This window comes from Pseudochelatococcus sp., from assembly GCF_050946405.1.
Classification (GTDB): Bacteria; Pseudomonadota; Alphaproteobacteria; order Rhizobiales; family Beijerinckiaceae; genus Pseudochelatococcus.
Genome location: NZ_JBMNUS010000003.1, coordinates 13129 through 33091 on the forward strand (window position 1 = coordinate 13129; position 19963 = coordinate 33091).

Genomic DNA, 19963 nt, shown 5'->3' on the forward strand with positions numbered 1-19963 from the left:
CACATGACCAATCCACGCCACAACGTTCGCGAGATTCGCGCGCCGCGCGGCCCGGAGCTGAACGCCCGGAGCTGGGCGACCGAAGCGCCGCTGCGCATGCTGATGAACAACCTCGACCCCGATGTTGCGGAAAATCCCCATGAACTCGTCGTCTACGGCGGCATCGGCCGCGCCGCCCGGACCTGGGAGGATTTCGACCGCATCGCCGCGACGCTGAAGACGCTGGGCGAGGAAGAGACGCTTCTGGTGCAGTCCGGCAAGCCGGTCGGCGTGTTCCGCACGCACAAGGACGCGCCGCGCGTGCTGATCGCCAATTCCAACCTCGTGCCGCACTGGGCGACGTGGGATCACTTCAACGAGCTGGACAGGAAGGGCCTTGCCATGTACGGCCAGATGACGGCCGGCTCCTGGATCTACATCGGCACGCAGGGCATCGTGCAGGGCACCTATGAGACCTTCGTCGAGGCGGGGCGGCAGCATTACGGCGGCAATCTCAAGGGCAGGTGGATCCTGACCGGCGGTCTCGGCGGCATGGGCGGCGCGCAGCCGCTCGCGGCCGTGATGGCCGGCGCCTGCTGCCTCGCGGTCGAGTCCGACGAGACCCGCATCGATTTCCGCCTGCGCACCCGCTACGTCGACGAAAAGGCCGGATCGCTCGATGAAGCGCTTGCCATGATCGAGAAATGGACGAAGGCGGGCGAGGCGAAGTCGGTCGGCCTGCTCGGCAATGCCGCCGAAATCTTCCCGGAGCTGGTGCGGCGCATGCAGGCCGGCGGCCCGCGTCCCGATATCGTCACCGACCAGACCTCCGCCCACGACCCGCTGAACGGCTACCTGCCGATCGGCTGGACGGTGGCCGAGGCCAGGGCGAAGCGCGAAAGCGACCCGCAGGCGGTAATCGCCGCCGCCCGCGCCTCCATGAAGGTCCATGTGGAAGCGATGGTCGCCTTCTGGAATGCCGGCGTGCCGACGCTCGACTACGGCAACAACATCCGTCAGGTGGCCAAGGATGAAGGTCTGGCGGACGCCTTCGCCTTTCCCGGCTTCGTGCCCGCCTATATCCGCCCGCTCTTCTGCCGCGGCATCGGCCCGTTCCGCTGGGCCGCGCTTTCGGGCGACCCGGAAGATATCTACAGGACCGACGCCAGGGTGAAGGAGCTGCTGCCGGACAACGAGCATCTGCACAAGTGGCTGGACATGGCGCGCGAGCGCATCGCCTTTCAGGGGCTGCCGGCGCGCATCTGCTGGGTGGGGCTCGGCGATCGCCACCGGCTCGGCCTCGCCTTCAACGAGATGGTCAGGAACGGCGAGTTGAAGGCGCCGATCGTCATCGGCCGCGACCATCTGGACTCCGGCTCTGTCGCCTCGCCGAACCGCGAGACGGAAGCGATGAAGGATGGCTCGGACGCGGTTTCCGACTGGCCGCTGCTGAACGCGCTGCTCAATACCGCCTCGGGCGCCACCTGGGTGTCGCTGCATCACGGCGGCGGCGTGGGCATGGGCTTCAGCCAGCATTCCGGCATGGTCATCTGCGCCGATGGCACCGATGACGCGGCGAGGCGTCTGGAGCGCGTTCTCTGGAACGATCCTGCCACCGGTGTCATGCGCCATGCCGATGCCGGCTACGAGATCGCCGTCGATTGCGCCAGGCAGCAGGGCCTGCGCCTGCCGGGCATCCTCGGCAACTGAATGAAAACGCAAGGGGAGGGCCGGGCGCCGGCCTTCTCCGGAGCCCGGAGCCGCAGCATGAAGATCATCCGCAACGGCGACTTTCGCCGCATGCCGTGGAAAAATGGCGGCGGCGAAACGCTGGAGGTCGCCGTTCATCCGCCCATGGCATCGGTGAATGATTTCGATTGGCGCGTGAGCATGGCCAAGGTCGCGGCCGACGGTCCCTTCTCGGGCTTTCCCGGCGTCGATCGCACGCTCGCCGTGCTTGAGGGCGAGGGTATCGAACTCATGGTCGCGGCCGGCCCGGCGAAGACGCTGCGGCGGGAAAGCGAGCCGTATTCCTTTCCCGCGGACGTGCCGACCGGCGCGCGCCTGTTGGGCGGCCCGATAACCGACCTGAACGTGATGAGCCGGAGAGGCCGCTACACGCATCGGGTGCGGCGTCATGTTGTGGAAGGCATGGCGTTGCTTCGGAGTGACGCCGATACGCTGCTGGTGATCGGCGCTTCGCCGTGGTTCGCGGCCGGGCCTCGGGCGGAGATGGAGCCGTTTGATCTGCTCATGCCGGATCGCGGCGGCGCGCAAATATACGTGCGACACGGACGCGCTCTGTTCTATCTTGTCGAAATAGAGCCGGACCCCGTTTGACCGGGTGATTCAAGAATATCCTTGAGGGCAGGCTGCGAAATAATTCGCCATATTCGTAATTATTATTTGAAATATTCTTCAATTTCCGAATAATTATATTATTCTTAGTGGAATATGGCTCTATACCAGATCTGGCTGATAATCTGTGTGGCGTCGTCGATGGAGATCATCTCCTTGGCGTCGCCGGGATGGGCATACCACACATAGGCCGATTGCTCGGTCATCGATGCCAGCGCTTCGAGCGACGCCCTGACCGGCTTCCCCCCGATTTCCGTGATGCCGTGATCCCGGCGCAGCGCGGCGGCCACGCGGACGATGTGGCTCTCCCGCATATACCACCACATGTCGTTGTATCGCCGGTCTACCATGGTTGCCTCGATGAAGGCCCGCATGACCTTGCGGTGAGCATAGTAGTGAGACAGGTATCCGCGGTTGGCTTCCAGAATGACTTCGTAGGGGCTGGTGCGGAACGAATATCGGTCGCTGCCGCGGCTGGCCGCGTAGAGTTCGCTGTGAATGCTGTGGATGATCGCGAGAAAGACATCATCCTTGTTGTCGAAGTAGCGGTACAGCGCCCCCATCGACAGATCTGCCCTTTGAGCCAGATCGCTCATGCGCATCGAGACATATCCCGCCTCGCCGAAGACTTCACGGCCGCTTTCGAGGATGCGCGCCAGCGTGGCCCGCCCCTTGGGCGTGGTCGGTTGCGGAAGGTTCGGTTCTGCTAGCTTTTCCATCGTTCCACGCATTTTAAAAAAGTGACATCACTATTGCTTTTATGAGGCAACCAGCATAGGCTCAACCCAATCAAAGGACAACCGACGATGATGAACATCGCGGGGGGAATGGGAACGATAGCTATGGTGCGCTTATCCGCCCCGGAAGCCGCTTTGCGCGCTTCCGAAAAGGGAACCGTATCGCTGGGCGATATATCCGTCGCTTTCGCACGCTTGGGCGAAGGGCAGCCGGTCATATTCGTCCATGGCCTGGCCGAAGACAAGGAAAGCTGGTCGCAGGTCGTGGCTCGCCTGCCCCCAGGCGTCCGCGCCCATCTGCTCGATCTGCGCGGACATGGCGGCTCCACCGTCGGACAGGGAAACGGCACCGTATCCCAGCTCGCCGGCGATCTCGCGGCTTATCTGGAAAAGGTGACGGGGCCTGCCGTCTGCGTCGGCTTCTCGCTGGGCGGGGTGGTCGTTCTGGAGGCCGCCTTGCAGCGCCCGGATCTGGTTCGCCGCGCCGTCGTCATCGGCACGTCGAGCAAGGTGGGGCGCGCCGCCGCGGGTTTTTTCGAGGCGCGCATCCGGCAGGCCACGTCGGATATCGACGGGTTTCGCCGGGCGCTCGCCGAGGACACGGACGCGCAGGTCCTGCGCAACCGGCAGGAGCTGGCGGCCATTGCCGCACGGCGGATCGCCGCCGTGGGCGACGGCGCCGGTTATGTCAACGCGGCGCGCGCCATGGTGGGGCTGGCGGCCGCGCCCATGACCGAAAGGCTGCGCGACATCCGCGTGCCGGTCCATATCATCCAGGGCGAGAACGACGCGTTCTGTCCGCTGAAGGCGGCCGAGATCCTGCGTGAGGCCATGCCTGACGCGGGCTACGCGGAGATCCCCGACGCCGGACACCTGATCGCGGCCGATCAGCCCGATCTGCTGGCCGGGGAACTGTCCCGCGTGCTGGCCGGGACCATCATTCAAAGCAAGGGAGAAGCAGATGAGCGATAGGAAGGTCGCTATTGTCACCGCCGCCGCAGGTGCGGGTATCGGCTCGGCCGTGGCCCGCCAACTGGCCGCGGACGGCATGCATGTCGTGATCACCGACCTGCATGAAGGGCGCATGGCCAAGCTCTCCGGGGAGCTGTCGCAGGTCTGCGGGCTGGAGTGCCCGTCCTACAAGCTGGATGTCAGCGACCATGCCGAGGTGGAGGCGGTGTTCGGCGCGGTGGCGGAGCGTTTCGGACGGATCGACGTTCTGGTCAACAACGCCGGCTGGTCGAAGATCGAGCCCGTCGCCAAGATGTCCCTCGACACCTGGCAGAAATGCCTCGCCATCGACCTGACCGGGACATTCAGTTGCATGCGCTTCGCGCTGCCGCACATGATCGCGGCCCGTTCGGGCGCGATCGTCAACATCTCGTCGATTTCCGGCTGGGAAATGACCACCGAACACGGTGCGGCCTATTCCGCGGCCAAGGCGGGCGTCATGGCGCTGACCCGCGTCGCCGCCGCCGAGAACGGCAAGCACGGCGTCCGCGTCAACGCCATCGCGCCCGGACTGATCTACAACGATTTCCTGCGCCGCATCTATCCCGACGAATTCTTCGACAGCTATCTGGAAAAGAAGGCGGTCGTGAACCGGCTCGGCCGGCCCGAGGACATCGCGCATCTCGTGTCGTTCCTCGTCGATGACGTCAAGGCGGGATACATCACCGGCGAAACCTACGGTGTCAGCGGCGGAGTCCATCCGCATGCCTGACAGGAACGATGTTTTCGTCGACGCCGCTCCTTCGGCCCACAGCCTGCTGGCTGCTTTCCGGCGTCGCGAGCTTTCGCCGGTGGAGGTGGCCCGTAAATCGCTGAAACGGGTCCGCGATTGCGACGACACGCTCAACGCCATGGTGCTCGTGCTCGACGATCTGGCTCTCACCCAGGCGGGGCGGGCCGAGGATGCCTGGCGGGCGGGAGATGCCGCGCCGCTGGCCGGCGTTCCGATCACCATCAAGGATACGTTCGATATCGCGGGCTCCGTCACGACACGCGGGTCGCGAATCCACAGCCGGCACCTCGCGTTCGAGGACAGCGGCGCGGTGCGGCGGTTGCGCGCGGCGGGGGCGGTTTTCGTCGGCAAGACCAACACGGCCGAGTTCGGCCAGTCGGCCACTTGCGAGAACCGCCTTCCGCAAGTCACCCGCAATCCGTGGAATCTGCACGCGACGCCGGGCGGCTCCAGCGGCGGGGCGGCCGTGTCGGTCGCGGCGGGATACGTGCCGCTGGCGCTCGGCGCCGACGGCGGCGGCTCCATCCGCATTCCCGCGGCGATGACGGGCATCTTCGGCTTCAAGCCGAGCTACGGGCTCTGCGCCGACGAGGGCGGCTTCCGGGCCATGAGCGAGTTCGCCTGCGCGGGGCCGATGTCGCATGAGGTTGCCGATGCGCGGCTCTTCCTGTCCGTTCTCGCGGACGAGGACCTGCGCCGCCGGAGCGTTCGCGAGGCGCTGCGCATCGGACTGTGCGTCTCGCCCGACGATCATCCCGTGGATCCGGGCATCCGCGCGGCGGTGGTCAAGGCGGCCGCCGCCCTGCGCGATCTCGGACACGAGGTCGAGGAAATCGATCTCGATCTGCGCGGCTGGGACGAGGTGTTCAATGCGCTCGTCCTGGCCGAGGAATGGCGCGAACGCGGGTTCATGCTCGATTACTGCGGCGACGATCTGAGCGATTATGCGCTGGCGAGCCTGCGCGCGGCCGCGACGAGCCTGAGCGTCGAGCAGGTCGCGGCGGCGCGCAGCCGCCACGCCGGATACCGCGCGCGCATCGCCGGGCTGTTCGACGGCTTCGATGTGCTGCTGACGCCGGCGACAGCCTCGCCGGCCTTTACCATCGGGGAGCGCCCGCGCGAGATCGACGGGCGGAAGGTCAGCCGCCTTTGGGGCGCGTTTCCCTTCACCAGCCCCTTCAATGTCGGGGGAAATCCGGCGGCGGCGATCCCCTGCGACACGATCGGCGGGTTGCCGGTTTCGGTCCAGCTCGTCGGGCGCACGGGGCAGGACGGGCAACTTCTCGATCTGGCGGAGGATCTGGAGGAGGCGCTGACCTTCGGCGAACGGATTGCGGCATTGCAGGTCGGGAGGCGGGCCGGCAATGGATGACCTGCGCATCGAAACGCCGGCGGATGGCGTCCGCCTGCTGGTGCTCTCCCGCAGCGCACGGCGCAATGCATTGTCGCGCAGCCTCATCGGGGCGCTGCACGGCGCGGTCGCCGCCGCGCGGGCCGAGGGCGCGCGGGCCGTCGTCATCGCGGCGGAGGGGCCCGTCTTCTCCGCCGGGGCGGATTTCGCGGATCTGGACGGCAGTACGGCGGATCTCGCCTTCGATGACGCGATGTCGGTGCTGACGGCGAGCCTGCGGGACAGCGCGGTCATTTCAATCGCGGCGATCGACGGCGCGTGTATCGGCGCTGGCCTCGATCTGGCGCTGGCCTGCGACTTCCGGGTCGCCACGCCCGGCGCGGTCTTTGCCCTGCCGGCGGTGCGGATGGGGATCCTCTACAATCCGCGGCGGCTCGCGCAGATCCTGCCGATGATCAGCCGCGCCGCCGCAGCCCGGCTGCTGTTGCTCGCGGAACGGCTGGATTGCGCCGAGGCGCAACTCGGCGGGATCGTCACCCATGTGACGGATCGGCCCGGCGCGGAGGCGGCGCGCGACCGTGCGCTGGCGCTGGCTACGGCGGCGGCGGCGCTGCCCGCCCTGGCGCAGGATGCGGCGAAGGCCTTCGCCGTGTCGTTCGAAAGCCCTGACTTCAAGGCTGCGGATTGGGAAGCCCGGCGGCTCACGCTGCTGGAATCGGACCAGAGGCGCGAGGCCCTGCGGCAAGCAAGGACGAAAAAATGAAGCATCCGGAGACATTTCACGATCTGATCGGTCTCGATCTCGGCACGCGGGAGATCGGCTGGACCGAAAGAGACGCGATCCTCTACGCCATCGCCTGCGGCGCGGGGGCCGACGAACTCGATCTGGTGTACGAGCGCGACCTGCGGCCGCTGCCGGGCCTCGTCAGCGCGCTCGGCCTGTGGGCGGTGGAACAGTGCGGCGATCTGGGCGTGTATGACCGGAAGAAATCGCTGCATGTTTCCCAAGGGATCGAGATCCACGCGCCCGGGATCCGCGCGCCCGAGGGCGGCGCGTTCTTGCCGCGCAATGCGCGTTTCCCCGCACAGGGGCGCGTGGCGGCGGTATGGGACAAGGGCAAGGCCACCATCGTCGAGATCGAGGTCGTCAGCGAGATCTTCACCGCCACCTATTCCATCTTCCTGCCCGGCGTCGGCGGCTGGGGAGGGGTGAACGCGCCCGCCGCCGTCCGGGCGGATGCCGCGCCCGCGTTGACGCCGGTGGCCGAATACGCGACCTCGCCCGGACAGGCGGTCCTGTATCGGCTGACAGGGGATCTGCATCCGGTGCATGTCGATGTCGAGGTGGCGCGCAGTTACGGATTCGAGCGCCCGATCCTGCACGGGCTTTGCACGCTGGGCATCGCCCTGCGGCTGCTCGGGCCGGCGTCCGGCAGCCACCCGGCCGCGCTGCAATCCGCCACCGCCCGCCTGAGCGCGCCGGTGCTGCCCGGCGACGTCCTGACGGTGCGCGCCGCGTCATGGGACGGCGGCCTGGGCTTCGATGTCGTGGCCGGAGACCGGCAGGTGCTCAAGGACGGATGGGTCCGTTACGCGTCCGGGAGATAGCGTTTTTACAAATAAAATCAAAATTATACTGGAAATAGATCAAACCAGAGAGGGAATGAATAAATGAAAGGTTCCATTTGCAGGACGGCCATGGCGCTCACGTTGGCGCTTTGGCCTTTCGGCCATGCGCTGGCCGACAGCATCAGGATCGGCGAGATGTCGTCCTATTCCGCCAACCCGCAATCGACCGATTCCTATCGCAAGGGCTGGGAACTGGCGGTGAAGGAGATCAACGCGGCCGGCGGCGTCCTCGGCAAGCGCCTCGAAGTGGTCTCGCGGGACGATACCGGCCGGCCCGACGCCGCGTTGCGCGCCGCGCAGGAACTCGTCACCAACGAGAAGGTCGCCCTGCTGACGGGCACCTATCTGTCGCATGTCGCGGTGGCGGTGGCGGATTTCGCCAATACCAACAAGATCTTCTTCCTCGTCGGCCAGCCGCAGAGCGATGCGCTGGTGTGGGAGCGGGGCAATCGCTACACGTTCCGCCTGTTCAACAGCAACAATTCCCAGGTTCTGGCGCTGGCGAAGATGGCGTCGGAACTGCCGGCGAAACGCTGGGCGACGATCGCGCCCAATTACGAGTTCGGCCAGTCGGCGGTGGCCGGGTTCCGTCAGGAACTGAAGCGCCTGCGTCCCGATGTCGAGTTCGTCAACGAGCAATGGCCCGCGCTGGGCAAGCTCGAGGCCGGCTCGACCGTTCAGGCCATGATCGCGGCCCGTCCCGACGCGGTGTTCAACGCCACCTTCGGGGCCGATCTGGCGAAGTTCGTGCGCGAGGGCAACATGCGCGGCCTGTTCGAGGGGCGCGAGGTCTTCTCGGTGCTGACCGGCCTGCCGGAATACCTTGAGCCTCTCGGCGACGAGGCGCCGGAGGGCTGGATCGTCACGGGCTACCCGGCGGAGCAGATCGACACCCCCGCGCACAAGGCTTTCCGCGAGGCCTACGAAAAGGCTTACGGCCTGTCGCCCAAGGTCGGCTCGCTGATCGGCTACAGCGAGATGCAGGCCATCAAGGCCATCGTCGAGAAAGCGGGCGGCACCGACACCGAGGCCCTGATCGCCGCCGCGCGCGGGGTAACGTTCGACACGCCCGTCGGCCCGGTGACGTTCCGGCCGCAGGATCATCAATCCACCTTCGGTTTCTTCATCGGCAAGCTCGCCGTCGAGAACGGCGCCGGCAAAATGGTCGACTGGAAGTTCTACGACGGCGCCGACTATCAGTTGCCGGACGATGTCGTGAAGACGCTGCGTCCCGAAGCCGCAACCCGGTGATCGGCGGTGCGGCCGGTCGCACCGACTGGCCGCCACCAGCGCCGACAGACGCGAAACCTGCGCCCCTGAATCCGTTTCCGCGCGCGTTTCGCGACGGGCGGGGCTTGTCCGCTACTGAGGACCGAAGGTCATGTATGACGCATCCACGCTGTTCGTTCAGCTTCTGAACGGCCTGTCCTATTCGTCGACGCTGTTTCTCGTCGCTTCGGGACTGGCCCTGATCTTCGGTGTCTCGAAGATCGTCAACTTCGCCCACGGTTCATTCTACATGCTGGGCGCCTATGTCGCCCTGACGTTGATCGGCATCATGCCGAACACCGCATATGGTTTCTGGAGCGGGGTGCTCATCGCCGCCCTGATCGTCGGGGCCATCGGTTGCCTCATCGAGGTCACGATCCTGCGCCGCATCTACAGCGCGCCCGAGGTGTTCCAGATCCTCGTGACTTTCGGTCTCGTGCTGGTGTTCCAGAACCTGATCTTCGAGTTCTGGGGGCCGGACGAGGTTCTGGCGCCGCGCGTGCCCGGCCTGCGGGGTGCGGTGACGATCTTCGGCGAGCGCATCCCGCAATACAACATCGTGCTGATCTTCGTGGGGCCGATCTTTCTCGGGCTGCTGTGGTGGCTCACCCACCGCACCCGCTGGGGCCGGCTGATCCGGGCCGCGACGCAGGATCGCGAGATGGTCGCCTCGCTCGGCGTGAACCAGAAGACGCTGTTCACGGTCGTTTTCTTCATCGGCACCTTCCTCGCGGGGCTGGCCGGCGCGTTGCAGATCCCGAAGGAATCCGCCAATCTCCAGATGGACATCAACATCGTCGTCGAGGCCTTCGTGATCGTGGTGATCGGCGGCATGGGCTCGATCATCGGCGCGTTCCTGGCGGCCGTGCTGGTCGGGGTGATCAACGCCTTCGGCGTGCTGTTCTTCCCGCAGGCGGTATCGGTGCTCATCTTCCTCGTGATGGTGCTGATCCTGATCTTCCGCCCGAACGGCATCATGGGCGCGCGGCTCATCCCCCAGCGTCCGGGCGATCTGTCCATCGATCAGCCCTTCCGCCCGCAGTCGCGGCGCGCGCAACAGGCGACGCTGGCCGTCATCCTCACGCTGGCGCTGCTGCCGCTGCTGGCGCCGGTGTATGTGGAGGTGATGATGACGGAGGTCTTCATCCTGGCGATCTTCGCCAGCAGCCTGCACTTCCTGCTCTCCGTCGGCGGCATCGTGTCCTTCGGGCACGCGGCCTATTACGGGCTCGGCTCCTACGCGGCGGCGCTCGCGGCGACGCGTCTCGGCCTTCCCATGGGCATGGGGATCGTGGCGGCGATGCTGGTCGCGGCGCTGGGCGGCGTGCTGTTCGGCTGGTTCTGCACCCGCCTCAAGGGCGTCTATCTCGCCATGCTGACGCTGGCGTTCGCGCAGATCCTGCATGCGCTGTCGGTGCAGACGGTATCGTTCACGGGCGGCGACAACGGCATCATCGGCCTCGTGCGGCCGGCCTGGCTGAACTCGCATGTCGCCTATTACTATCTGTCGCTCGGGGCGGTGGTGGTTGCCACCTGGCTGATGCGGCGGGCGCTGTATTCGCCCTTCGGCTACGCCTTCCGCTCCGGCCGGGATTCGCTGGCGCGCTCCGCCGCCATCGGCATCGACGTCGCCCGCATCCAGTGGGGAGCCTTCGTGCTGGCCGGCGCCTTCGCGGGGCTCGCCGGCGCGCTGATGGCCTATCACCGCGGTTCCGTCTTCCCGACCGATTTTTCGGTCGCGACCACGGTCGACGCCCTCGTGATGGTGCTGGTGGGCGGGGTTCAATCCGTCAGCGGCCCGTTGATCGGCGCATTCGGCTACCACATCGTCTCGGCCGAACTGATCCGCAATCTCTCCGATTACTGGCGGCTGATACTCGGCATCTTCATCGTCCTCTTCGTGCTGAAGATGCCGCAGGGGATTGCGGGCGCATTCATGAGCCGCTTCGGAAAGGGTGAGAGATGAGCACTCTGACAGTCAACGATATCAGCAAGTCGTTCTATGGTCTCAAGGCGGTGCGGGGCGTTTCGTTCGAGGTCGGTCCGGGCCAGATGATGGCTCTGATCGGGCCGAACGGCGCGGGCAAGTCGACCTGCTTCAACATGCTGAACGGCCAGCTTCGCCCGGACACCGGATCGGTGCATTTTCACGGGCAGGACATCACCGGCGACACGCCCAGCCAGATATGGCGCCGAGGGGTGGGGCGAACCTTCCAGATCGCCCAGACCTTCGGATCGATGACGGTGCGCGAGAACGTGCAGATGGTGCTGCATTCGCTCAACCGTCGCCTGTGGGGGCTCTGGTCGCCGCTGATGTCCGGCTACGCCGCGGAGGCGGACGCGCTGCTGGAGGCGGTCGGCATGCTGGATCAGGCGGATCGGGCGTGCTGCGTTCTGGCCTATGGCGACGTGAAGCGGCTGGAACTGGCCATGGCGCTGGCCAACCGCCCCAGGCTGCTGCTGATGGACGAGCCGACCGCGGGCATGGCGCCCAAGGAGCGCAACGAGCTGATGGGCCTCACCGCCCGGCTGGTGAAGGAAATGGGTCTGTCGGTCCTGTTCACCGAGCACAGCGTCGATGTCGTGTTCGAGCATGCGGATGCGGTGGTCGTGATGTCGCGCGGCGAGCTGATCGCCAGCGGCTCGCCAGAAGAGATCCGTGAAAACCCTCTGGTGCAGGAAGTCTATCTCGGCACCGGCGCCTTCCTCGAAAGCTCGGATATGGGCCAATGACCACGCCAATGCTGGAAGTGAACGGGCTGAACGCCGCATACGGGCGGGCGCAGATCCTGTTCAATGTCAATCTCACGGTTCATCCCAACGAGGTCGTCGCCGTCATGGGGCGCAACGGGGCCGGAAAGTCCACGACCTTCAAGGCCATCATGGGCCATCTGCGCAACCGTTCAGGCTCCGTGCGGCTGCGCGGCGAGTCCATCGAAAAGCTGCCTGTCTATCAGATCGCCCGGCGCGGCCTGGGCTTCGTGCCCGAGGATCGACGCATCTTCTCCGAACTGACGGTGCTGGAGAATCTCGATCTCGGGCGCCAGCCCCCGCGCGAGGGCGCCGCGACATGGACGGTCGAAACGCTGTTCGAGGTGTTCCCCAACCTCGCCGCGATGCCGCATCGCCCCGGCTCGGACATGAGCGGCGGCGAGCAGCAGATGCTCACCATCGCGCGCACCCTGATGGGCAATCCCTATCTGGTGCTTCTCGACGAGCCCTCGGAGGGCGTCGCGCCCGTGATCGTGGAGCGCCTCGCGCGCCTCATTCTCGATCTGAAGGCGCAGGGGCTGACGATCCTGCTCTCCGAACAGAACCTCGCCTTCGCGGCGGCGCTCGCCGACCGGGCCTATGTGCTCGACCGCGGCCAGATCGTCTTCGAGGGCACCATGGCCGAGCTGTCGGCCAACGAGGCGGTCTGCCGCGCCTATCTGACGATGTAGGAAGGAAAACGCAATGTCCGATCAAGAAGTCTCCGCTATCGTCGAGGGCGTGCGGCAGTTCGTGCGCCGCGAGATCGCGCCCCGCGTCGCCCGGCTGGAGGAGGCCGACGATTTTCCGCAGGACGTCGTCGACGCCATGGCGGGCCTCGGCCTGTTCGGCATGGTCGTGCCCGAAAGCCACGGCGGGCTCGATCTGCCGCTCGCGGATTACGTGGCGATCATGGAGGAACTGGGGGCGGGCTGGTCCGCGATGCCGAGCTTCCTCAACAGCCATTGCACCGTGGCGCGGCTCATCGCGCTCTACGGCACCGAGGCGCAGAAGGCGCGCTACCTGCCGCAACTCGCCGACGGATCGCGGCGCGGCGCGATCGTGCTGACCGAGCCCTCGACCGGCTCGGACCTGAAGCAGATCCGCACGCAGGCGGCGCCGCAGCCCGATGGCGGCCATATCCTCAACGGCCAGAAGACCTTCATCACGAACGGTCTGCGCGCGGGCCTGCACATGGTTCTCGCGCGCGCGCCCGCCGCCGACGGCAAGGGGCCGATCAGCCTGTTCATCGTCGAGCCGCAGACACCGGGCTTCGAGGTGACGCGCGTCATCGACAAGATGGGGTTCAAGCACGTCGACACCGCGGAGCTGCGCTTCGACGAGGTGCGCCTGGGGGCCGATGCCCTGCTGGGCGGAGAGGCGGGCAAGGGGTTGCCGCAGGTGCTGTCGATGCTGGAAACCGGCCGGCTCGCCATGGCGGGCACGGCGCTGGGCATGGCGCGCCAGGCATTGTCCGTCGCCCTGCAATACGCCAAGGACCGGGAGACCTTCGGCCAGCCGATCGCCGGCCATCAGGCGGTCCAGATCCATCTGGCGAACATGGCGACCCAACTGGTCGCGGCGCGGGCGCTGCTCAAGGAGGCGTTGCACCACAAGGCCCGGTATGGACGGGCCGACATGCTCGCTTCCATGGCCAAGCTGTTCGCGACCGAAACCACCATGCAGATCACGCAGGACGCGATGCGCGTTCTGGGCGGCTACGGCTACGTTGCCGAATTTCCCATCGAGCGGCTGTATCGCGAGGCGCCGATCTACGTGTTGACCGAAGGCACCAACGAAATCCAGCGCATCATCATCGCGCGCGAGATGATCAAGGCGGACGGCCCCGAGCGCCTTGGCCTCGTCTGACCGATCGGCAGGAGCAGGAGCATGAACTTTACCGATATCGTATCGCCGGTGCTGCGCCACGCGGCCGCGCGGCCCGATCACGCCGCCTTCGTGTTCAACGGCGAAAGCCTTTCCTACGGGGCGCTGGCGGAAGGCGCGCGCCGGGCGGCGACCGCGCTGCTGGACGCCGGAGTCGAAAAGGGCGACCGTGTGGCCATGCTGTCGGCGAACCGGCCCGAGATATTCTCGCTCTATCTGGGCGTCGCCATGATCGGCGCCGCCATCGTGCCGGTGAACGCGGATTTCGCCCCGCACGAGGTCAACTACGTTCTGGCGCACAGCGGGGCGAAACTGCTGATCTCGGCCGACGAACTGGCGCAGACGGTGGAACGGGCCGTCGACGGGCTGGAGCCGGCGCCGGCGCGCGAGAGCTTCGACGGTTTTCTCGCCCGGGCGAGGGCGGCGGAGCCTTATGCCGGGCCGCAGGCCGGATCGGGTGAGGATCTGGCGCTGCTGTGCTACACGTCGGGCACGACCTCCACGCCGAAGGGCGTCGCCGCCACCCACGCCAACGAACTTGCGTCGGGCCTCGCCTACAGCGGCATGTGGTGCATCGCGCCCGAAGACCGGCTGCTGGTGACGCTGCCGCTGACGTTCAGCTTCGGCTTTCATGCCGCGACCTATGTCGCCTTGCTGAGCGGCGCGACCGTGCTGCTCGCCGCGAAGTTCCACCCCCGCCTCGCGCTGGAGGCCATCGAGAGCCTGCGGCCCACGGTCTTTCTGGGCGTGCCGACGATGTACGCCATGATGGCGGACGTGGCGCGCAAGGACGGACGGCGCTTCGACGTCTCCTCGCTGCGGTTGTGCGCGGCGTCGGGGGCGGCGCTCAACGAGCAGATCGTCGCGGATTGCCGGCGGTATATCGGCATCACGGTGCGCCCCTATTACGCGATGACCGAGGTGCGGCCGATCTTTTCCTTCGACCTGCGCCAGGAGCGCCTGCGCCCGGAGAGCCGGCCGCCCGCCGGCTCGGTCGGCCGCCTGATCGCGCCGACCGAGATCCGCCTGGTGGACGAGAGCGGCGCCGACGTGGCCGAGGGCGAGGTGGGTGAATTGCGCGTGCGCGGCCCGAGCTTTTCCGGCGCGTATTACCGTGACCCGGTACGCACCGCCGGCGCGATGACGGACGGGTGGTTCCTGACCGGCGATCTCGTCACCCGCGACGAGGAGGGCAATTTCTTCATCGTCGGGCGCAACCGCGACCAGATCATCTCGGGCGGCGCCAAGATCGCTCCCATAGAGGTCGAGGATGCCCTGCTCGTCCATCCGGGCATCGCCGCCGCGGCCGTGGTCGGCAGCCCCGATCCGGTTTTCGGGCAGGTGGTGAAGGCCGTGGTCGTCAAGGCCGATCCCGGACTGAGCGAGGAGGATGTGGTCGCTCATTGCCGCGGCCTCGTCGCCGATTACAAGGTGCCCCGCATCGTCGCCTTCATCGATGAACTGCCGATCGCTCCGTCGGGCAAGGTTCAGAAGTCGATGCTGGTTTGAGCATGACCGACCCCACGCCTGCAAATGCCGCGATCGTCGCAAGGGGCGTATCGGCGGGGATCGCCGCCGCGACGATCTGGAGCGGATGGTATGTCCTTGCCCGGCACGGCGTCACGTCCGGCGGGCTGGATCCTTACGATCTGGCCGCGCTCCGGTTCATGGTGGCGGCGCCGATCCTGATGTTGCTGGTGCGCCGCGCGCCCTTTCCCATGGCGAAGCTGCCGCTTGCCCTGCTGATGACGCTCGGCGTGGGGCCGCTTTTCGTGATCGTCGTCGGCCATGGTTTCCTGTCCGCCCCGGCGCTGCTCGGCGGGGCGGTGTCGGCGAGTTCGGGCGTGGTGTTCACGCTGATCGGCGGCAGGCTGTTCCTGCGGGAACGCCTGAGCGGCATGCAGGCCGGCGCCATCGCGATAACGCTGATGGGCCTTGCGTGGCTGGCGATGGCGGCGGGCGGAAGCGATCGCATCGGCTATTTTCTGGCGGGCGGGCTTTTATGGGCCGTGTACGGCGTAGCCTTCCGGCGCAGCGGCCTGACCGCGCTGGAGGCGGTGGCGACGGTGGCGCTGCTCTCGGCGCTCATTTATCTGCCGGTCTATTTCTGGATGGCCGGCGCGCGGATGCTGGCGGCCACCTCGCGGGAACTCGTGCTGCAAGGGCTGGGGCAGGGCGTTTTGACGGGTATCGTGGCGCTCGCGCTGCATGCCTGCGCGGTCGCCGATCTGGGCGCCATCAAGGGCGCGCTGTTTCAATCGCTGGTTCCGGCATTTACCCTGATCCTCGCCGCCGCCTTTCTGGGAGAGATGCCCGATCCGGCGGAAATCGCGGCGATACTGATCATCCTGTGGGGCGTGTATGCCGCGCTCAGATACCGGACATAGCGGCCGCGCGTTTTCATCCGCCGGAGCATCGGCCGGCAGGGGCGTCACGGCCGATGCCGCCTGCCGGGCGCGGGGCCGTTGCTCATCGTGACGAGGTCGTCCCAGAGGCTTTCCGCGAAGGTTCGGAGCACGATCAACTCGAATGCGTCTTCCGCGACCCGCGTGACGTGAGCCGGGAGGTGCCCGATCAGCGTCGTGGCCGAATGCCCGACCGGAAACGCCGACACGGCGAGATCGACGGCGGTTCCCTTGGCGAGCGCCTGTTCCACCATCGATCCCTCGATGCGGATACGCACGCGGCCGTGACTCTGGTCGATCCCCGCCGCGCCGGGCGGCAGGGTATCGATGACGCGCGCGATATCGGTTGCCGACAGCGGCCCGTCACCGACGATGAACCATTGCGCCGGGCTCGCCGCGCGCACCGCATGTGGCTTTCCGCCGGTCATCCGCGACAGCAGCGGCGCGAGGTCGGGACCGCCCGGCTTGCCGAGAACGTGGATGACATGCCCCTCGGGCAGCGCCGTGAGGCTGATGCCGGCGGAGCGGAAGGCCGTTTTCGTTCCGAGGACGGGACGGCTGACAAGGCGACGATCGGCGAGAGATGATCCGGGCACGGAATGAGGTATCAGGCTAGACATGGAGTTTCTCGTTGGCTGGATCGACGAAGACGGGATCGCACAGGACGGCGGGCGTTGTTTCGTTCATGAGGCCGTTCCACACGACGATTTCCTCGCCGTGACGTTCCGGCCCGTTCCTGACGAGCGCCAGGCCGATGGTGGAGCCGACATGCGGCGACCATGCGGAGGAGCTGACGTAGCCCTGATCGTTTTCGAGCCTCGCCTCGGCTCCTTTTTCGAGAACATGCGCCCCGGTGCGGAACGTCGCCGCGGGATCGAGCGGCTTCACCCCGACGAGGCGCAGCCTGTCCGGGGCCGTCAGGCCCTCGCGATGAACCATCGCCTTGCCGATGAAGTCGGGCTTGGCGGCGGATACCATCTTCCCGAAGCCGAGATCGGCCGGCACCACCGTGCCGTTGATCTCGTTATGGGTGACGTGCCCCTTCTCGATGCGCAGCACGCCGAGCGCTTCGACGCCGTAGGCGCAGATGCCGTGAGTGCGTCCCGCCTCCATCAGCGCATCGGCAATGCTTTCGCCGTAGCCTGCGGGCACGGCGAGTTCATAGGCGAGTTCTCCCGAAAACGAGATGCGGAACAGCCGGCCGCGCAGCGCCCCGCCGAGCAGGCTCACTTCCCGCGCGGCGAGGAAGGGAAAGGCTTCGTTGGAGATGTCGTCGTCGACGATCGATTGCAGGATCGTCCGCGCCTTCGGCCCGGCCAGGGCCATCTGCGCCCATTGATCCGTCACCGAGGCCAGGCGCACGTCGAGATCGGGCCACAGGGCCTGGGCGCAGAACTCCAGATGGTTGAGGACGCCGGCCGCATAGGCGGTCGTGGTGGTCATGAAGAAGTGGCGATCTCCCAGCCGGCTCGTGGTGCCGTCGTCGTAGATCATGCCATCCTCGCGCAGCATGATGCCGTAACGCGCCCGCCCCACGGGCAGCTTGAGGAAGGCGTTGCCGTAGACGCGATTCAGGAACTCGGCCGCGTCCTCGCCGTGGATCTCGATCTTGCCGAGCATGGAGACGTCGCACAGGCCGGCGTTGAGACGGACGTTGCGCGCTTCCCGGTCGACGCTGTCGCGCCATGAGCCTTCGCCCTCGCGCGCGAACCAGGCGGAGCGATGCCACAGCCCCGTTTCCACGAAGGTCGCACCGTTTCTCTCCGCCCAGCCGTGCAGCGGGGATTTGCGCACCGGCTGGAAATGCCTGCCGTGCGCGGCGCCCGTCAGCGCGCCGAAGGAAACGGGCGTGTAGAAGGGGCGGAACGTCGTGGCGCCGACCTCGGCCGGCGACAGGCCGCGCGCCTCGGCGAGAAGACCGATGGCGTTGACGTTGGAGAGCTTGCCCTGATCGGTCGCCATGCCGTTCGTCGTGTAGCGCTTGGCGAGTTCGACATGGCCGTATCCCTCCCGGACGGCCAGTTTCAGGTCCTTGAGCCCGACATCGTTCTGGAAATCCACGAACGCCTTGCCCCTGACGCCGGGCACCGACCACAGCGGTTTTCCGGCGCTTCCGGCGTCGTCGTCCGGGACGGGGCCGAACGTCGCGGGGCGGGTTTCGCGCCCGAGAAGGCCGGCGATCCGGGCCGCCCGTCCCGCGCCGTCCGCCAGACAGCCGGCGAGGGAACCGATGCCGGAGGCGGCGCCGGCGAGCGTCAGCCCGTCGATGTCCCGCGGCGCGAGGAAGGCGCCGTGCGCATCCGACCAGACCGGCTTGCCGCCGCGATGACAGGCGAGATGGATGACCGGGTTGAAGCCTCCCGACATCGCGAGCGCGTCGACGTCGAGCGTTTCGTCGCGTCCGTCGGCGAGGATCGTGATGCGGGACAGCGCCTTCCCGCCCGCCGCATCGGAGACGACGCCGCCCCTGATGACGCGCGCGGCGCCCGCGTAAGCGGGAGCGCCGTCGCGGCGGCTGTCGATGATCGCCGCCGGGATGATGCCGGCCGCCTCCAGATCCGCCGCCAGCCGGTAGCCGCTGTCGTTGGTGGTGAACACCGCAACCTTTCCGCCGGGGGCGACGGCATGTCGGTTGAGATAGGTGCGCATCGCACCCGCCATCATCACGCCGGGAATGTCGTTGCCGCCGAAGACGATGGGCCGCTCCTCGCTCCCGGTGGCGAGAAGCGCCTGCGTGGCGACGATGCGCCAGAGCCGCTCGACCGGCGCATCGGCCCACGGCGTCGCGACATGCTTCTGAACGCGCTCGACGGCGCCGAAGACGTTGTCGTCATACCAGCCGAAGACGGTGGTGCGGGTCAGGATGCGGACGTTGGGCAGGCTTGCGAGTTCCGCCGCGATATCCGCCGCGAATTGCTGCGCCGGCTTCTCGCCGATGGTTGCCGTCTCGGACAGCAGCGACCCGCCGGGCTGCGCTCCCTCGTCGGCGAGGATGACGCGCAGGCCGGCGCGGCCGGCGGTGAGGGCGGCGGCGAGGCCGGCGGGGCCGGCGCCGACGACGAGCAGGTGGCAATGCGCCCAGCTTTTCTCATAGCTGTCGGGATCGGCCTCGCAGGCCGCCTTGCCGAGGCCGGCCGCCTTGCGGATGAGGGGCTCGTAGACCTTTTCCCAGAAGCCGGCGGGCCACATGAACGTCTTGTAGTAGAAGCCGGCTCCCAGAAAGGGCGTCAGGACGCCGTTGACCGCGCCGATATCGAAATCCAGCGAGGGCCAGCGGTTCTGGCTCGTCGCGACGAGGCCGTCGTAGAGTTCCTGCACGGTGGCGCGGGTGTTCGGCTCGGTGCGCCCGCCCCGGCCGATGGTGACGAGGGCGTTCGGCTCCGCCGCGCCGGCGGTCAGGATGCCGCGCGGGCGGTGATACTTGAAGCTGCGGCCGACGAGGCGCCGGCCGTTGGCAAGCAGGGCCGAGGCCAGCGTGTCGCCGGCGAAACCCCGCATGCTTCTGCCGTCGAAGGTGAAGGACAGCGGCCGGGAGCGGTCGATGAGACCGCCCCTTGCCAGGCGGAAACGGTTCATGCCTTGCCTCCCTTCCGTGCGGCGGCGTCTTCGGCGCCCGTCACCGCGTGCGTCGCCGTGTCCCGGCTGACGATCAGCCAGCGCCGGCAGCCGGATGTGTGGTGCCAGTATTCGCGGTAGGCGCCGCGCGGGTTGTCGCGCAGGTAGACGTAGTTCATCCACGCCGCTTCGCCCGCGTCCGGCGCGGGGCGTTCCAGCGCCGCGCCCTTGATGGTGAATTCTTCCTTCGGTCGCCGCCCGCAATGGGGGCAGGGGATGAGGCTCGCCATGGGCGTGC

At 67.2% G+C, this 19963-nt stretch carries 18 protein-coding genes; 14 read left to right on the forward strand and 4 right to left on the reverse strand.

From position 1 onward, the window contains the following. The first annotated feature begins 3 nt into the window (after positions 1–3). Both hutU and ACOYJQ_RS06485 read left to right on the forward strand, forming a co-directional pair. Entirely contained in the window at positions 4–1689 is a 1686-nt protein-coding gene (gene hutU, locus ACOYJQ_RS06480) for a urocanate hydratase (protein WP_433457218.1), read from the forward strand. 57 nt (positions 1690–1746) lie between these two features. Then, positions 1747–2319: a HutD/Ves family protein gene (locus tag ACOYJQ_RS06485; protein WP_433457219.1), complete on the forward strand. Its 573-nt coding sequence runs from the start codon at positions 1747–1749 to the stop codon at positions 2317–2319. A gap of 104 nt (positions 2320–2423) precedes the next feature. On the opposite strand, the gene ACOYJQ_RS06490 is transcribed toward ACOYJQ_RS06485, so the two are convergent. Then, positions 2424–3056, reverse strand: a complete 633-nt coding sequence (locus ACOYJQ_RS06490; RefSeq protein ID WP_433457220.1) for a TetR/AcrR family transcriptional regulator — start codon at positions 3054–3056, stop codon at positions 2424–2426. Positions 3057–3179: 123 nt separating this feature from the next. Between ACOYJQ_RS06490 and ACOYJQ_RS06495 the strand changes: the two genes are divergently transcribed. The 12 genes from ACOYJQ_RS06495 to ACOYJQ_RS06550 all read left to right on the forward strand — a co-directional run bounded on the left by ACOYJQ_RS06495 (position 3180) and on the right by ACOYJQ_RS06550 (position 16092). Next, complete coding sequence (locus tag ACOYJQ_RS06495) at positions 3180–4046, forward strand: alpha/beta fold hydrolase (protein WP_433457221.1); 867 nt, start codon at positions 3180–3182, stop codon at positions 4044–4046. Further along, the gene (locus ACOYJQ_RS06500; protein WP_433457222.1) at positions 4036–4797 is read left to right on the forward strand and encodes an SDR family NAD(P)-dependent oxidoreductase; all 762 of its coding nucleotides are present in this window, start codon (positions 4036–4038) and stop codon (positions 4795–4797) included. The genes ACOYJQ_RS06495 and ACOYJQ_RS06500 overlap by 11 nt, the downstream gene beginning before the upstream one ends. Beyond that, entirely contained in the window at positions 4790–6190 is a 1401-nt protein-coding gene (locus ACOYJQ_RS06505; RefSeq protein WP_433457223.1) for an amidase, read from the forward strand. Before ACOYJQ_RS06500 ends, ACOYJQ_RS06505 begins: the two co-directional genes overlap by 8 nt. Beyond that, entirely contained in the window at positions 6183–6932 is a 750-nt protein-coding gene (locus ACOYJQ_RS06510; protein ID WP_433457225.1) for an enoyl-CoA hydratase/isomerase family protein, read from the forward strand. Before ACOYJQ_RS06505 ends, ACOYJQ_RS06510 begins: the two co-directional genes overlap by 8 nt. Continuing rightward, positions 6929–7777 carry a MaoC/PaaZ C-terminal domain-containing protein gene (locus ACOYJQ_RS06515; RefSeq protein WP_433457226.1) on the forward strand — a complete coding sequence of 283 codons (849 nt, stop codon included), beginning with the start codon at positions 6929–6931 and terminating at the stop codon, positions 7775–7777. The genes ACOYJQ_RS06510 and ACOYJQ_RS06515 overlap by 4 nt, the downstream gene beginning before the upstream one ends. Before the next feature lie 63 nt (positions 7778–7840). Further along, positions 7841–9049: an ABC transporter substrate-binding protein gene (locus tag ACOYJQ_RS06520; protein ID WP_433457227.1), complete on the forward strand. Its 1209-nt coding sequence runs from the start codon at positions 7841–7843 to the stop codon at positions 9047–9049. 130 nt (positions 9050–9179) lie between these two features. Then, the gene (locus ACOYJQ_RS06525) at positions 9180–11033 is read left to right on the forward strand and encodes an ABC transporter permease (protein WP_433457228.1); all 1854 of its coding nucleotides are present in this window, start codon (positions 9180–9182) and stop codon (positions 11031–11033) included. Beyond that, the gene (locus ACOYJQ_RS06530) at positions 11030–11800 is read left to right on the forward strand and encodes an ABC transporter ATP-binding protein (RefSeq protein WP_433457229.1); all 771 of its coding nucleotides are present in this window, start codon (positions 11030–11032) and stop codon (positions 11798–11800) included. Before ACOYJQ_RS06525 ends, ACOYJQ_RS06530 begins: the two co-directional genes overlap by 4 nt. Beyond that, a complete protein-coding gene (locus tag ACOYJQ_RS06535) occupies positions 11797–12510 on the forward strand; it encodes an ABC transporter ATP-binding protein (RefSeq protein WP_433457230.1) in 714 nt (237 codons plus the stop codon). The genes ACOYJQ_RS06530 and ACOYJQ_RS06535 overlap by 4 nt, the downstream gene beginning before the upstream one ends. Before the next feature lie 13 nt (positions 12511–12523). After that, on the forward strand, positions 12524–13687 hold the full coding sequence (locus tag ACOYJQ_RS06540) for an acyl-CoA dehydrogenase family protein (protein ID WP_433457232.1): 1164 nt from the start codon (positions 12524–12526) through the stop codon (positions 13685–13687). Between the two features lie 21 nt (positions 13688–13708). Further along, positions 13709–15214: a class I adenylate-forming enzyme family protein gene (locus tag ACOYJQ_RS06545; RefSeq protein ID WP_433457233.1), complete on the forward strand. Its 1506-nt coding sequence runs from the start codon at positions 13709–13711 to the stop codon at positions 15212–15214. Between the two features lie 2 nt (positions 15215–15216). After that, complete coding sequence (locus ACOYJQ_RS06550) at positions 15217–16092, forward strand: DMT family transporter (RefSeq protein ID WP_433457234.1); 876 nt, start codon at positions 15217–15219, stop codon at positions 16090–16092. Positions 16093–16136: 44 nt separating this feature from the next. On the opposite strand, the gene ACOYJQ_RS06555 is transcribed toward ACOYJQ_RS06550, so the two are convergent. From ACOYJQ_RS06555 to ACOYJQ_RS06565, 3 genes are read right to left on the reverse strand one after another with little or no spacing between them, the layout of a single operon-like run. Further along, entirely contained in the window at positions 16137–16706 is a 570-nt protein-coding gene (locus tag ACOYJQ_RS06555) for a sarcosine oxidase subunit gamma family protein (RefSeq protein WP_433457235.1), read from the reverse strand. A 16-nt stretch (positions 16707–16722) separates the two neighbouring features. Further along, positions 16723–19686 (reverse strand): sarcosine oxidase subunit alpha family protein, encoded by a 2964-nt coding sequence (locus tag ACOYJQ_RS06560; protein ID WP_433457236.1) that lies wholly within the window; start codon positions 19684–19686, stop codon positions 16723–16725. Further along, positions 19683–19955: a sarcosine oxidase subunit delta gene (locus tag ACOYJQ_RS06565; RefSeq protein WP_433457237.1), complete on the reverse strand. Its 273-nt coding sequence runs from the start codon at positions 19953–19955 to the stop codon at positions 19683–19685. Before ACOYJQ_RS06565 ends, ACOYJQ_RS06560 begins: the two co-directional genes overlap by 4 nt. Positions 19956–19963 lie beyond the last annotated feature (8 nt).

What these genes read in the sequence shown, in the direction of transcription:
- ACOYJQ_RS06535 (WP_433457230.1), top strand. Translation starts at nt 11,797, where the DNA reads ATGACCACGCCAATGCTGGAAGTGAACGGGCTGAACGCCGCATACGGG.
- hutU (WP_433457218.1), top strand. Translation starts at nt 4, where the DNA reads ATGACCAATCCACGCCACAACGTTCGCGAGATTCGCGCGCCGCGCGGC.
- ACOYJQ_RS06520 (WP_433457227.1), top strand. Translation starts at nt 7,841, where the DNA reads ATGAAAGGTTCCATTTGCAGGACGGCCATGGCGCTCACGTTGGCGCTT.
- ACOYJQ_RS06505 (WP_433457223.1), top strand. Translation starts at nt 4,790, where the DNA reads ATGCCTGACAGGAACGATGTTTTCGTCGACGCCGCTCCTTCGGCCCAC.
- ACOYJQ_RS06490 (WP_433457220.1), bottom strand. Translation starts at nt 3,056, where the DNA reads ATGGAAAAGCTAGCAGAACCGAACCTTCCGCAACCGACCACGCCCAAG.
- ACOYJQ_RS06515 (WP_433457226.1), top strand. Translation starts at nt 6,929, where the DNA reads ATGAAGCATCCGGAGACATTTCACGATCTGATCGGTCTCGATCTCGGC.
- ACOYJQ_RS06485 (WP_433457219.1), top strand. Translation starts at nt 1,747, where the DNA reads ATGAAGATCATCCGCAACGGCGACTTTCGCCGCATGCCGTGGAAAAAT.
- ACOYJQ_RS06540 (WP_433457232.1), top strand. Translation starts at nt 12,524, where the DNA reads ATGTCCGATCAAGAAGTCTCCGCTATCGTCGAGGGCGTGCGGCAGTTC.
- ACOYJQ_RS06500 (WP_433457222.1), top strand. Translation starts at nt 4,036, where the DNA reads ATGAGCGATAGGAAGGTCGCTATTGTCACCGCCGCCGCAGGTGCGGGT.
- ACOYJQ_RS06565 (WP_433457237.1), bottom strand. Translation starts at nt 19,955, where the DNA reads ATGGCGAGCCTCATCCCCTGCCCCCATTGCGGGCGGCGACCGAAGGAA.
- ACOYJQ_RS06530 (WP_433457229.1), top strand. Translation starts at nt 11,030, where the DNA reads ATGAGCACTCTGACAGTCAACGATATCAGCAAGTCGTTCTATGGTCTC.
- ACOYJQ_RS06510 (WP_433457225.1), top strand. Translation starts at nt 6,183, where the DNA reads ATGGATGACCTGCGCATCGAAACGCCGGCGGATGGCGTCCGCCTGCTG.
- ACOYJQ_RS06545 (WP_433457233.1), top strand. Translation starts at nt 13,709, where the DNA reads ATGAACTTTACCGATATCGTATCGCCGGTGCTGCGCCACGCGGCCGCG.
- ACOYJQ_RS06560 (WP_433457236.1), bottom strand. Translation starts at nt 19,686, where the DNA reads ATGAACCGTTTCCGCCTGGCAAGGGGCGGTCTCATCGACCGCTCCCGG.
- ACOYJQ_RS06525 (WP_433457228.1), top strand. Translation starts at nt 9,180, where the DNA reads ATGTATGACGCATCCACGCTGTTCGTTCAGCTTCTGAACGGCCTGTCC.
- ACOYJQ_RS06550 (WP_433457234.1), top strand. Translation starts at nt 15,217, where the DNA reads ATGACCGACCCCACGCCTGCAAATGCCGCGATCGTCGCAAGGGGCGTA.
- ACOYJQ_RS06495 (WP_433457221.1), top strand. Translation starts at nt 3,180, where the DNA reads ATGGTGCGCTTATCCGCCCCGGAAGCCGCTTTGCGCGCTTCCGAAAAG.